Origin of the sequence: Apibacter sp. B2912 (assembly GCF_009827835.1) — a bacterium.
In the GTDB taxonomy this organism is placed as follows: domain Bacteria; phylum Bacteroidota; class Bacteroidia; order Flavobacteriales; family Weeksellaceae; genus Apibacter.
The window spans coordinates 105984-119848 of record NZ_WINV01000003.1; the positions used below are offsets into that span (position 1 = coordinate 105984).

The window sequence follows — 13865 nt, forward strand, 5'->3', positions numbered from 1 at the left end:
GTTAAGAATAAGCTGAAAGCATTATGCTTTCAGCTTATTTTCATTTTATTATAATTTTATATGTATATATTTCTTTAAAATAAAATAAGAAACATTTTAATAATTATACATTAATATATTAAATTAATTTATATTTTTGTATATAACACTAAATTACAAATATAGAATATCATGGATTTAAAAAATGCAGTTTTCGGAAGCTTCAATATATATGATAACATATTTATATCGATAAAATTAGTAGTAGCATTTATCGCCGTTTTAATTTACATTAAATTAGTAGGAAGAACCATTTTAAACCAAGTTTCCGGAATTGATCTAATTCAGAATATAGTCTTAGGGGGCTTGGTAGGTGGAATTATATATAATCCGAATATTTCTATTATGGAATTTGCTTTAGTGTTATTTATTTGGACATTCATTGTATATTTAATAGCCTTTCTCACAAAAAAATATAGTCGTTTAAGAGGGTTAGTAGAAGGTCCTATTATACCTTTAGTATTAAAAGGAAAATTTAATATAGAAGGATTTAAAAAAGCAAAGATTGATATAATGACTTATGCCAGTGTACTCAAAAATAATGGTATATACGATATATCTAAAGTATATTTTGCTCAAATGGAACAAGACGGTTCCATTACCGCATTTACGGATGATTATGATAAATACGCAGTCTTACTGGTTATTGATGGCAAAATTAACCATGTCTATTTAGAAGGAATTGATAAAACAGAAGATTGGCTAAAAAATGAATTACGAAAACAAGGATATGATGATGTGTCCAAAATTTTCATTGCACAGTGGTCTCCGAATAAATTTTTTATTGTACCAAAAAGTCAGGATTATAAATTGAAGGTTAATGATTAAAATTATTACCTGATTTTAATCTCAAAAAACTTCTCATTTTCAATAAAACCTTCCAGAAAATCATTTTCACTAAGCTTTGAAACTCCCGATGGCGTTCCGGTAAAAATAATATCGCCCATTTTTAAAGTGAAATATTGAGAAATATATGAGATGAGGTAATCAAATGAAAAAATCATTTCTGAAGTATTTCCTTTTTGCTGAATTTTGCCATTTTTCGCTAAAGAAAAATTCAAGTTATCTAAATTAAACTTCTCTTTACTTACAAAATTTCCAATTAAAGCAGATCGATCGAAAGCCTTGGATTTTTCCCAGGGAAGCCCTTTTTCTTTTAATCGGTCTTGTAAATCTCTAGCAGTAAAATCAATGCCAAGTCCAATTTCAGAGTAATAATTTCCGGCAAATTCCGGTTGAATGTATTTTCCAACTTTAGAAATTTTTATAAGAACCTCCACTTCATGCTGAAGGTTTTCAGTGAATTCTGGAATATACCAATCATCACCGGGTCTGGCTAAAGCGGTATCCGGTTTAATAAATAAAACCGGATCTTTAGGTATCTCATTGTTTAATTCTTTCGCGTGATTGCTATAATTTCTTCCTACACAGATAAATTTCATAAAACACTTTTTAATTTTGCTCTTGTAAAAATTTTTTTCGAATATAAAGGAAAATCAGCATTCATTAACCAGGAATAATATCCTAAATCACTTAAAAACACATTTTTCAATTTTTTACCTTTGTATTTTCCAAAATTGAAAACCTCGTCTTCATCCTTATCTATTCCAACAAATCCTGCCAAATCAGCATTTTTATTTTGCATGGTAAACTCATGAAGGAATTTCACATCGTTTTGAATATCCTCATATTTTTCCAGTTGAGCTTTTAATATTTCATACGTAGCATAAGTATCTGCAGAAGCAGAATGAGCATTTTCTAAATTCTTATCGCAATAAAATTTGTAAGCTGCGGAAAGATTTCTGGGTTCCATTTTATGAAAGATTACTTGAACATCAATCGGGCGGTGTTTTTTTATGTCAAATTCAAACCCGTTTCGCAAAAGTTCTTCCGCAAGTAATGGAATATCGAATCGATTGGAATTATATCCTGAAAGATCAGAATCTTTAATCATTTCGAGAACCTGAGGAGCAATTTCTTTAAAAGTAGGAGCATCGACAATATCTTTATCATAAATTCCATGAATTAAAGACGATTCTTTTGGAATTGGAATTTCAGGATTAACTCTCCAAGTTTTACTCTCTTTTGATTGGTCAGGGTTTACTTTAAATATACTAATTTCAACTATCCGGTCTTTGCTAATATTTATTCCGGTAGTTTCAAGATCGAAAAAGCAGATTGATTTATGTAGTTTTAGTTCCATTTGAAATAATTTTTTTTCGAAATATAATTGATAAAATTAAGTAAATTAATATAAGTATTGGTATAGCTGATATTTTAAGGAAAATTAATAATACTATGCAAATTATAAGGAAAGAGTATACAAGAGAATTATCTTTCCAGGTTAAGTTTTTAAATTTAAAAGCCAATAAGGGAATATTGGCAACCAGTAAATAGCTTGATAAGGCAGTAATGAATAACAAAAACCAAGAATTATCCAATAATAAATACGTATGATTTTGATGTAAATAGTATAATGAAAATATCAAGATAGTATTTGCAGGAGTAGGCAATCCTTTAAAATAATAACTTTGTTCCTCATCTAAATTAAATTTAGCAAGACGCAGAGCAGAAAACAAAGTAATCAACAATCCAAAAAATGGGAATAAAACGATGTATTTATTATGTATAAATCCGTTTGAAAACGTACTTATACGAGAATAAAAATCATCTCCTCCCAACATGGTAAACATAAATAAACCGGGCAATACGCCAAACGTAACAATATCTGCCAAACTATCAAGTTCCTTACCAAAAGGACCGGAAACCTTTGCAAGACGGGCGGCAAAACCATCGAAAAAATCAAAAATCAAAGAACATAAAAGCAGGATTAAAATATATTCAATGGGAGCTTTTATTATAGTTAAAATACACGCAATGCTACCACAAAGTAAATTAGCAAGAGTTAGTGTATTAGGAAGATATTTCATTTTCTCAGGTATTTATGAATAATGTATTGTTAAATACAAAGCAAATTAAGTTATAAAAGTAATAATTATTTTTAAAAATCCGGGGTAGCTCAAGTAATAAAAAACGGTTTTCAACGTTTATACGATAGTTTGTTTATACAAAAAAATACTATTTGTTGAAAGGGAAAATTCTAAAAAAAATTACTTTAAGCTTCATCATTTGGGCTGTTCATTTTAATATAAATCTTCATGCGCAAGCATTTAGAAAGTATTCAAATGAATTTCTAAATATAGGAGCAGATGCTCGTGCATTTGGGATGGGTAATTCAGTGATAGCTAGTGTATCGGATGTAAATGCAGGATATTGGAATCCGGCAGGGTTGACGGAAGTCAGAGATGCTTGGCAAGGAGCTTTGATGCATGCAGAATATTTTCAATCCATCGCCAAATATGAATATGCTGCGGCAGCAATTCCTTTAAACAGTGGAACGGAAGGAACGATTGGTTTTTCACTCTACCGATTTGCGGTTGATGATATTATGAATACTACTCAATTGATCGATAATCAAGGGAATATAGATTACAATAAAATAAGTCGATTTTCAACGGCAGATTATGCTTTTATGGCCTCCTATGCCGGTAATTTATTCAATGACCCTAATCTTTCAATAGGAGCAAATGCAAAAATAGTATATAGGCATATCGGTAAATTTGCCAATGCATTCGGTTTTGGATTAGACGCGGGATTGCAATATCGAACCCAAGATCAATTTTATTTTGGAATTATGGCCAGAGATATAACAACCACTTTTAATGCATGGTCCGTAAATGAAAAAAAATTAAATAAATTAGAATTAGACGGAGAAACACTTAATGAAGCGCCTAAAGATAAAATAGAGTTAACCATGCCTAAATTAAAATTAGGCGCAGCCAAAAAATTCGATTTTAATGATAAATTCGGGCTGTTGGCTGAGTTAGATTTAAATTTTGAATTTGATAAAAATAATGATTGGCTTTCATCAGAAGCGCTGAGTATGTCCCCATCTTTAGGGATAGAATTAGATTATGATCATGTGGTTTTTTTACGAGCGGGATTAAATAATATGCAATATGAAACCCGTTTTGACGATTCAAGAAAATTAACAATTCAGCCCAATGCAGGTATAGGGTTTCGGTATAAAGGAGTAACAGTAGATTATGCACTTACTAATATCGGAAATTCTTCAGTTGCATTATATTCTAATATATTTTCAGTAAAAATCGATATGGCAGAGTTTATTAAATAATTTTATAAAATATAAAACTGTAATTATCTTATACATAGAGAGTATAATTTTATTATTTAGAAAATAAGTATTACATTTGTAAAGTTTTTGGGATTTAAAAGATTATTAAAAGCCTATCTACAAGGGCTTTTTTTTGTACTTTATTCTTAGAAAAAATATTATAGTAAATTATTGTTAAGATTTAGTTGTTTATTAGAGGGTGTTATTATGGCATTGGAAGAGAAAGTAAATGTATTATTAGAAGAATTTCTTCAAACTAGAGCAGATTTGTTTTTAATATCTTGTAAAGTTTCTCAAACTAATAAAATAGAAGTTACCATAGACGGAGACAAAGGAGTTTCTGTGCAAGATTGTTTAGATTGCAGCAGAGCAATTGAAAATAACTTAGACAGAGAAGAAGAAGATTTTGAATTGTCAGTCTATTCTTACGGTATAACCAATCCTTTATTATATCCAAGACAGTATGTAAAAAATAAGGGAAGGGATCTACAGATTATTACTATAGAAAATAGAGAGCTAAATGGAACTATAGTTGATGCAGACGAAGAAAAAGTAGTTCTTACATGGAAGGAAAGAAGGGCTAAAGAAGTAGGTAAAGGAAAAGTAACTATAGAAGTCAAAGAAGAAATATTTTACAGCAATATAAAAAGAGCAACAATTAATATAAAATTTTAATTTAAATTAGAACGGACCGATGGATAGTATAGAGTTAATAGAATCATTTGCAGATTTTAAAGACGAGAAAAATATAGATAGAATTACTTTAATGGCAATCGTTGAAGAATCAATGAAAACCGTTTTAAGAAAGAGATATGGTTCAGATGATCATTTTGATGTTATTGTTAACCCTGATAAAGGGGACTTGGAGATATATTTAAATAGAAAAATCGTTGAAGATGAAATGTCTGAAGATGATTTGTTAGAAATAGAAATCAGTGAAGTTAGAAAAATTGATCCAAGTTTTGAAGTTGGAGAAGAATATACCCAAAAGATTGAATTAAACGAATTAGGAAGAAGAAATATTCTTGCATTCAAACAAGTATTGAACACAAAAATAGCCGAATACGATAACTCTAATTTATATGAAAAATTCAAATCAATAGAAGGAGAAATTGTAAGCGGAGAAGTCCATTATATTCGTCATAAGCAGGTTATCTTAATGGATGAAGATCAAAATGACATGATACTTCCCAAAGAAAATCAAATACCATCCGATTTCTTCAGAAAAGGAGAAACCGTAAAAGCCGTGGTAGAAGAAGTAGGCTTTAAAGGAGGAAAACCATTAATTATCCTTTCAAGAACTTCACCTAAATTTTTGGAAAAACTGTTTGAATTTGAGATTCCTGAAATATATGATGGATTAATAACCATTAAGAAAACAGTTCGTATACCGGGAGAAAAAGCCAAAGTAGCAGTAGAATCCTATGATGACAGAATAGATCCAGTAGGAGCATGTGTCGGTATGAAAGGATCTAGAATCCATTCAATTGTAAGAGAATTAAGAAATGAAAATATAGATGTAATCAGTTATACCAACAATCAGCAATTATTTATCCAAAGAGCTTTAAGTCCCGCAAAAGTATCTTCCATGGAACTAGACGAAGAAAACAAACATGCAGTAGTTTTCTTAAGACCGGAAGAAGTATCTAAAGCGATAGGTAAAGGTGGACAAAATATTAAATTGGCTAGTTGGTTAACAGGATATGAGATTGATGTACGAAGAGATGAGCCGGAAGAAGAAGATATTGAATTGACAGAATTTTCCGATGAAATAGAAAGCTGGGTTATTGAAGAATTGAAAAAAGTAGGATTAGATACAGCACGATCTGTATTAGAAAAAGATGTAAATGATTTATTAGAACTTACGGATTTAGAAGAAGAAACCATTATAGATGTGATCCGTATTTTAAAAGAAGAATTTGAAGAATAATGTAAATTTCTTTCAATAAATTATCATATTTGTAAAAAAAATAGAATAACAACAAAGTATAATATGTCGGGTATTCGATTAAGTAAAGTATTAAAAGACCTTAATATCTCTCTTGACAGAGCAGTAGAATATTTACATTCTCAAAATGTCGGGATTGAGAAAAACCCTAACGTAAAGTTAGATCAAAAAGCGTATCAGCTCTTAGTTACTGAATTCTCAGAAGATAAAATGAAAAAAGATGCGTCTTTAGATGTGGTCATAAACAAAATTCCGGAAAGAAGAAAGGAAGAGAAGGTGGAGCAACCGGAAATATTTAAGGTTAAAGCCGATGAAATAGCTGCACCTAAAACAATAGGTAAAATAGACCTAGATGCTCATAGAAAGACTAAAAAAGATTTTAGAAAAGAGAAAGAAAAAGATGAAGAAAAAGTAACTTCTTCTCAAAATGTTGAGCAAAAAGAAGCTAAACCTGTAGAAGAAAAAAAATCGGGTATTAAAATAGTTGGAAAAATATCTCCTGAAGACCTGCAAAGAGCTAAGGAACCTACACATCCGGTTAAAAAACAGAAAGAGAAAAATGCAGAAGAGCAACCGAAACAGGAAATCAAAGAAGAAAAAAAATCAGAAAAACCACAGGTCGTTTCTTCTCCACCGATAGTTGAGGAGAATGAAAAAAAATCACAAGACGACGAACCTGAAAAGTTAGAAACCCAATACCAAAAGTTGGACGGACCTAAAATTACAGGTCAAAAGATTGATTTAACACAATTTCAAAAACCTAAAAAAGTCAATAAAGAAAATTCAAATTCTGAGAAAAAGAAAAGAAAAAGAATTGTTAAAGACTCTAAAGTTGATGTAAATGCGGTTGCTAAATCAATAAACAACAACGGAGATAAAAAAGGCGGATCAGGTCAAGGACAAAATAAAAACTTTAAAAAAGGCGGAGGAAACAGACGTCCAAATTCAGGCGGAGGAAACAGAAATGTTCGTCCGGCAGAATTAACAGATGAACAAGTAAAAAATCAAATAAAAGAAACCTTAGAAAAATTAACATCCAAAGGAGGAAAATCTAAAAGTTCAAAATTCAGAAGAGATAAAAGAATTCAAAGAAGAGAGCAAGAAGCTGAATTACACGAACAAGAAAGAAAAGATAACACTCTAAAAGTAACTGAGTTTATCACTGTTAACGAGTTGGCGAGTCTAATGAATGTTGCAGCAACTGAAATTATTTCTGCATGTTTTTCTTTAGGTGTTATGGTAACCATGAATCAACGGTTAGATGCTGATACCATGGTATTGGTAGCCGATGAGTTTGGTTATAAAATTGAATTTACCGATTCTGAAGTAGATGATTCTGCTATTGAAGAAGAACAAGATAAAGAAGAAGATTTGGTTACCAGAGCTCCAATCGTTACAGTGATGGGACACGTGGACCACGGAAAAACTTCTTTACTGGATTATATAAGAAATACTAATGTAATTGCCGGTGAATCCGGAGGGATTACACAACATATAGGGGCTTATAATGTTAAGCTTTCCAATGGGCAAAAAATCACATTTTTAGATACACCCGGACACGAAGCCTTTACCGCCATGCGTGCAAGGGGTGCTCAAGTAACCGATTTAGCAATTATCGTAGTTGCAGCAGATGATAATGTGATGCCTCAAACCAAAGAAGCGATCAGTCACGCTCAAGCAGCGGGTGTTCCTATGATATTTGCAATTAATAAAATTGATAAGCCTAATTCCAACCCTGATAAAATCAAGGAAGAATTATCGCAAATGAACTTATTAGTTGAAGATTGGGGAGGTAATATTCAATCCCAAGAAATTTCCGCTAAGTTTGGAACCAATGTTGATATTCTGCTTGAAAAAGTATTATTAGAAGCTGAAATATTGGATTTAAAAGCCAACCCTAACCGATTATCTAATGGAGTGGTTATTGAAGCAGCCTTAGATAAAGGAAGAGGTTATGTATCAACCATATTAGTACAAAATGGGACTTTACGAGTTGGAGACTACATTTTGGCGGGGAAAAATCACGGTAAAGTAAGAGCCATGATGGATGAAAGGGGAAAACCAATGAAAGAAGCCGGTCCATCAGTTCCCGTTACGGTTTTAGGTTTAGATGGAGCGCCAACTGCAGGGGATAAATTTAGGGTATTCGAGGATGAGAAAGAAGCAAAACAAATTGCTAACAAACGGGAGCAATTAATCAGAGAACAATCCATAAGAACTCAAAAACATATCACCTTAGATGAAATTGGAAGAAGAATTGCCTTAGGTGATTTTAAAGAATTAAACATTATCCTAAAAGGAGATGTAGATGGTTCAGTAGAAGCACTAACAGATTCTTTACAAAAATTATCTAATGATCAGATACAAATCAATATCATCCATAAAGGAGTTGGACAGATTACAGAGTCTGATATCTTATTAGCAGCAGCTTCAGATGCCATTTTAATTGGATTTAACATTCGTCCAAACCAAAGTGCCAGAGAATTAGCAGAAAGAGAAGAAATCGAAATTAGAACCTATTCCATTATCTATGACGTAATTAACGATGTTAAAGAAGCTATGGAAGGTATGCTTTCTCCTGAAATTAGAGAACAAATTATTGGAAATGTTGAAATCAGAGAAACCTTTAAAATTTCCAAAGTGGGTACTATTGCCGGATGTATGGTTTTAGATGGAACTATTAACAGAAACTCTAAAATACGTATCATTAGAGAAGGCATAGTAGTATATACCGGTGAGCTTGAAAGCTTAAAAAGATTTAAAGATGATGTAAAAGAAGTAAGCAAAGGATACGAATGTGGATTGAATATTAAGAATTATAATGATATTCAGATAGGAGATTTATTGGAAGTATACGAAGAAGTAGAAGTTAAGAAAAAATTGAAGATTTAAATTTAAAATTAAATATAACTAATATAAAAGCTGTATGAAATTTCATACAGCTTTTTTTATTTCCCAACCATCTTATATTATAGTGTTCTTTCAAAGAATTAAGTATAATTTTTTCATTATTTAATATATATGTAATAATTTAACTATATTTATAACAAATAGCTATTATTTTAAGATAATTTAATATTATTTTTGGATATATTAAAAAAATGTTAGAATTTTGTTGTTTAACTAAGTATATATTATTGTATGAGGAAAGAACTTAAAATTTTAAGTGTGCTAGGATTGTGCTTATCCGGTCAATTTGCTTTTGGGCAAATTAAAGGAAATGTACAAGAGGCTGATGGTGAACCTGCCATAGGAGCAAAGGTCGAAATTAAGGGAACGAATACTTTTACAAGAACCGATGATGACGGTAATTTTGAATTATCAGCAGGAAAAGTTGGGGATGTTTTAGTAATTACGAATTTAGAAGAAGAATCTGAAGAAGTAATAGCAAAAGATGATTTAGCATTTAAATTTTCTAAAAAAATCGAGAAAAAAGACGAAAAGGAAATTGAAGAAGTAGTTGTTTTAGGATTCGGTAGAATAAGAGATGCTAAAGATGTGGTAGGAACAGCATCTGTGGTAAAAGGATCAGATATATCAAATGCCCCGATTGCATCATTTGATAAAGCCTTAGCAGGAAGAGTTTCAGGTTTATCAGTAAACTCCTCCACAGGTCAGCCGGGAGGACTTGCACAAATAAGATTGAGAGGAGTTACCTCTGTAAACGGAAATAACAATCCGATTTACATCATTGACGGGGTAAGAATTTCTTCAGGTAATTTAACCAATAATCGTAACAAATCCGAAACAGACCCTTCAACGAATGTTTTAGCAACCATAAATCCCAATGATATAGAATCTTATACGGTCTTAAAAGATGCAGCAGCTACCTCTTTGTATGGTGCTGATGCAGGAGCGGGGGTTATTGTGATAACTACCAAAAAAGGAAAAAACGGGAAAGCTAAATTTTCAGTTGACTTGGAAAGAGGTTTTGGAAAAAAAGCGGTAAAAGGCCCAAAATCAATCACTCCGGGAACATGGAACAGAGTTTTAACGGAAGCGGTTAGAAATAAAAGAAATTTAACAGAACAAGAAGCCATCGATTATATAAACAATGAATTGGCTCCAAAAGAAACCACCTTGCCGTTATGGGATGGTAAAACTGAGGTTCCTGATTGGACTAAACTTGTGGAAAGAGATTATACCTCTCAAAACAGTCTAAATATTGGGGTAACCGGAGGTTCAGATAAATTAAAATATGCTTCGTCTCTTAATTATTTCTCACAAGAAGGTACTGTAAGAAGTACAGACTTTGATAGAGTAAGTGGGAGATTAGCAACTGATTATAAAGCTACAGATCAATTAACCATCCGTACAGATATCAATGCGGCTTATACCAAACAAAATAGTGTTTTAAACGGAGGATATTTTTCAAATCCATTATTAACTAAATACTTTATGCTGCCAACTGACCCTGCTAAAAATCCGGATGGAAGTTACAATTTAGGAGAAGGTGGAAGAATGTTTAACGGTATGTTTAATGCCGCGTATTTATTGGAAAATAACTACATAACCACTAAAACAGCCAGAGTTTTTGCTAATATACAAGGTGAGTACAAGATTATTAATAATTTAAGATATGTAATAAATTTTGCACCGGAGTATATAAACATGGAAAGAGATAAATATGATAATCCAATTCATGGAGACGGAGCTAATACAAACGGAAGAATGATTAATGAAAGAGTGCGATATTTTAACTGGAATGTTCAGAATATTTTAAATTACTTTTTCACAGTAGGAGAAAACCATCACTTTGATACACGAATTATACAAGAAGCTTATAAAAAAGACTATAAATACTTAAGCACTTCAAATACTACATTAGGAAGACTGGGGTTATATTCTACAGATAATTTTGTTAAAAATGAAGAAACCACCGGAAATGGCTATATCGCTACAAGAAATGCATATGCAGCGAATGTAAGTTACGATTACAGTAAAAAGTATTTTCTGGACGGAACGATAAGAAGAGAAGCATTAAATAACTTTGGTTCAGGTAATAAATGGGGGACATTCTGGTCTGTAGGAGCAGCTTATGATATTTCCAATGAAAGATTTTTAATCGGATCATCCATTGATTTATTAAAAATCAAAGCATCATATGGAGAATTAGGAAATCAATTACTATATGACGATTTAAATTCATTTGCACAATATGGATATGATTTAAACTATAATGATGCTGCGGGAGGATATATCTATCAATTAGGATATAAAGATTTCACTTGGGAAAAAATCAGACAGTTTGATGCAGGTTTCGAAACTGAATTTTTTAATCACAGATTGAATTTTTCAGCTTCATACTTTCACAAAAAGACAAAAGATTTAATATTCCCTAAAGGTATATCATTAACCACAGGTTTCTCTACCGTATTAGTTAATGCCGGAGATATGGTAAACAAAGGGATTGAATTAGATTTAGGAGGAACAATAATCAAATCAGATACTCCTGACGGGTTCAACTGGTATCTATCCGGTAATTTCACTTACGTAAAAAATGAAGTAACAAATCTTCCGTTAGGTGAATCTATTACAGGGGTAAATATTGTTAGAAAAGGAGAAGCCGTAAAAAGTTGGTATATGAGGAAATGGGCGGGAGTTAACCCTACTACAGGAGAAGGACAATGGTATGTAAATGGAAAAGGAGGAGAAGTAACTACCGATTATAATAAAGCAGAAAGAGCCGTTCAAGGAACTACACTTCCAAAATACATGGCAGGGATTTCAACAGATCTATCTTATAAAAGAATATCTTTATCTGCAACCTTCAGTGGTAATTTCGGACATAAAATATATGATGGATGGAGAAATTACACTACCAGTGACGGACAATATATACATATATATGGAGGATATGAAGAACAAGGCGATTTCTGGACGCCGGATAATCCTCATGCTTCAAATCCAAAACCAATACTTACCAATTCTTCAAAATCCAACTATTCATCAACCAGATTTTTATATGATGGCGATTTCATCAGATTAAGAGACTTAACCATCGGATATACTTTTTCAAAATCAGTATTAGATGATATAGGATTAACTAACCTTAAAATATATCTACGAGGAACCAATATTTGGACCTATTGTTTTGACAGTAAAGTAAGGCATCTGAAAATAGAACCTGAACAAAATGTCAATGGAGGAGGAAGTAACTTTGAACAACCTATATTAAAAACATTTACTGTTGGAGTTAATGTTGGATTTTAAAAATTAAGAAGATAACCATGAAAAAGATAATATTATTAGCAACTGTTTTATCATCATTAATTTCAACCGTATCATGCTCAGATGATTTTACAGACCCGCAATTGCAACAAACCGATGTAATAGATGAAACGCCCATTACTACTTTGGGTCAGCTGGAAACATTTATGAACGGAACTTATGCCTTAATGAGATCCCAATATTATTACGGATGTAATTATGTAGTTTTCGGAGAAGTTAGAGGAAGTGATGAAATGTTCTCAACAGGCTCTTCCGGAAGATATCAGACAGTTTCTCAATTTACCATGAATGCAACCGACAGTTATGCAAGTGAAACATGGAAAAGAATCTATCGAGTAATATCCAATGCAAATATTGTCATAAACGCAACTATAACAGATGGAACTCCGGAAGAAAAAATTGACGAAATTAAATCACAAGCCTATGCAATCCGAGCTTGGGCATATTTCGATCTCATAAAATTGTTTGGACAAAAATATACACAAGACAAAAATTTAGGTGTTCCCTTAATTTTAGATAATACAACCAACCCGGCAACATTCGCTGTATCAAGAGCAACCTTAGATGAATGTTATGCTCAAATCGAATCTGATTTTCAACAAGCCTATGAAAAATCAGTATATAACATTGATGTTAAACAAAAATTAACTAAAGGAGCGATAGCCGGATTAATGTCGAGATACTATTTATACAAAGAAGACTATACTAATGTATATAAATATGCCGGTGAAGTTACTGCTCAATATGCACCTATCGACAAAGGTTTATATGTAACCAGTTGGAGAATAGAAGGGCTTAACTCAATATTTGAACTAGCTTATGGCGTTGCAGGGGCTATTGGTACTTCAAGTGTAGGTTATATTTTTTCATCAGAAGGATACGCCAATACCCGCTTAAATCCAAGTTTAGTTGCAGCATACGATCCTGAAGATATCAGAGCTAAAATCAAAAAAGATAGTAAAGACAAAACCGGAATGTTGCGTCAAAATTCTTCCAAAAATGCAACCTATATTGAAGGTAAATATCCGTTATTAACAGGAGAATCCAATCAAAAGTTAGTAAGATATGAAGAAATAGCCTTAAATCAGGCAGAAGCCATATTAATGGGCGGAGGAGGTTCTACTGCTGAAGCCTTAGAATTAGTAAACGGAATTAGAGCTCAAAGAGGAATTACTCCATTAACAACAATAACCATGGATGATGTAAAAGAAGAGAGAAGAAAAGAATTAGTAGGAGAAGGATTCAGGGTTTGGGATTTGTTAAGATGGAATAAAACCTTAACAAGAATAGACTTAACAGGAGAACAAGATGTTACTTTCCCTGTTGGTGACTTCAGATTAGCTTTTCCGATACCGCAATCCGAAATAGATAATAATGCCGGAATGAACAAAGATCAACAAAATAAAGGGTATTAATAGATTATATACACAAAAAACCACCTTATTTAAGGTG

Annotated in this window: 10 protein-coding genes; 7 read left to right on the forward strand and 3 right to left on the reverse strand. The window is 32.0% G+C overall.

Annotation, left to right across the window (positions count from 1 at the left end):
- Nucleotides 1-171: 171 nt before the first annotated feature.
- A complete protein-coding gene (locus GFV01_RS06595; RefSeq protein ID WP_160542518.1) occupies nucleotides 172-867 on the forward strand; it encodes a DUF421 domain-containing protein in 696 nt (231 codons plus the stop codon).
- Nucleotides 868-872: 5 nt separating this feature from the next.
- Here the strand turns inward: GFV01_RS06595 and GFV01_RS06600 are convergent, their stop codons facing one another.
- From GFV01_RS06600 to GFV01_RS06610, 3 genes are read right to left on the reverse strand one after another with little or no spacing between them, the layout of a single operon-like run.
- Entirely contained in the window at nucleotides 873-1481 is a 609-nt protein-coding gene (locus GFV01_RS06600; protein ID WP_160565753.1) for a fumarylacetoacetate hydrolase family protein, read from the reverse strand.
- Nucleotides 1478-2242: a 3'-5' exonuclease gene (locus tag GFV01_RS06605; RefSeq protein WP_160542516.1), complete on the reverse strand. Its 765-nt coding sequence runs from the start codon at nucleotides 2240-2242 to the stop codon at nucleotides 1478-1480. The genes GFV01_RS06600 and GFV01_RS06605 overlap by 4 nt, the downstream gene beginning before the upstream one ends.
- The gene (locus tag GFV01_RS06610; protein ID WP_160542515.1) at nucleotides 2223-2969 is read right to left on the reverse strand and encodes a phosphatidylcholine/phosphatidylserine synthase; all 747 of its coding nucleotides are present in this window, start codon (nucleotides 2967-2969) and stop codon (nucleotides 2223-2225) included. Before GFV01_RS06610 ends, GFV01_RS06605 begins: the two co-directional genes overlap by 20 nt.
- A gap of 155 nt (nucleotides 2970-3124) precedes the next feature.
- On the opposite strand from GFV01_RS06610, the gene GFV01_RS06615 reads away from it, so the two are divergent.
- The 6 genes from GFV01_RS06615 (at nucleotide 3125) to GFV01_RS06640 (ending at nucleotide 13828) form a co-directional block, all read left to right on the forward strand.
- Entirely contained in the window at nucleotides 3125-4234 is a 1110-nt protein-coding gene (locus GFV01_RS06615) for a PorV/PorQ family protein (protein ID WP_185150333.1), read from the forward strand.
- Nucleotides 4235-4441: 207 nt separating this feature from the next.
- Nucleotides 4442-4909 (forward strand): ribosome assembly cofactor RimP, encoded by a 468-nt coding sequence (gene rimP / locus GFV01_RS06620; protein ID WP_160565757.1) that lies wholly within the window; start codon nucleotides 4442-4444, stop codon nucleotides 4907-4909.
- Nucleotides 4910-4928: 19 nt separating this feature from the next.
- Nucleotides 4929-6164: a transcription termination factor NusA gene (nusA, locus tag GFV01_RS06625; RefSeq protein WP_105296345.1), complete on the forward strand. Its 1236-nt coding sequence runs from the start codon at nucleotides 4929-4931 to the stop codon at nucleotides 6162-6164.
- 63 nt (nucleotides 6165-6227) lie between these two features.
- Nucleotides 6228-9074 carry a translation initiation factor IF-2 gene (infB, locus tag GFV01_RS06630; RefSeq protein ID WP_160565759.1) on the forward strand — a complete coding sequence of 949 codons (2847 nt, stop codon included), beginning with the start codon at nucleotides 6228-6230 and terminating at the stop codon, nucleotides 9072-9074.
- 249 nt (nucleotides 9075-9323) lie between these two features.
- Nucleotides 9324-12395: a SusC/RagA family TonB-linked outer membrane protein gene (locus tag GFV01_RS06635; RefSeq protein ID WP_160565761.1), complete on the forward strand. Its 3072-nt coding sequence runs from the start codon at nucleotides 9324-9326 to the stop codon at nucleotides 12393-12395.
- A 17-nt stretch (nucleotides 12396-12412) separates the two neighbouring features.
- A complete protein-coding gene (locus tag GFV01_RS06640; protein WP_160565763.1) occupies nucleotides 12413-13828 on the forward strand; it encodes a RagB/SusD family nutrient uptake outer membrane protein in 1416 nt (471 codons plus the stop codon).
- Nucleotides 13829-13865 lie beyond the last annotated feature (37 nt).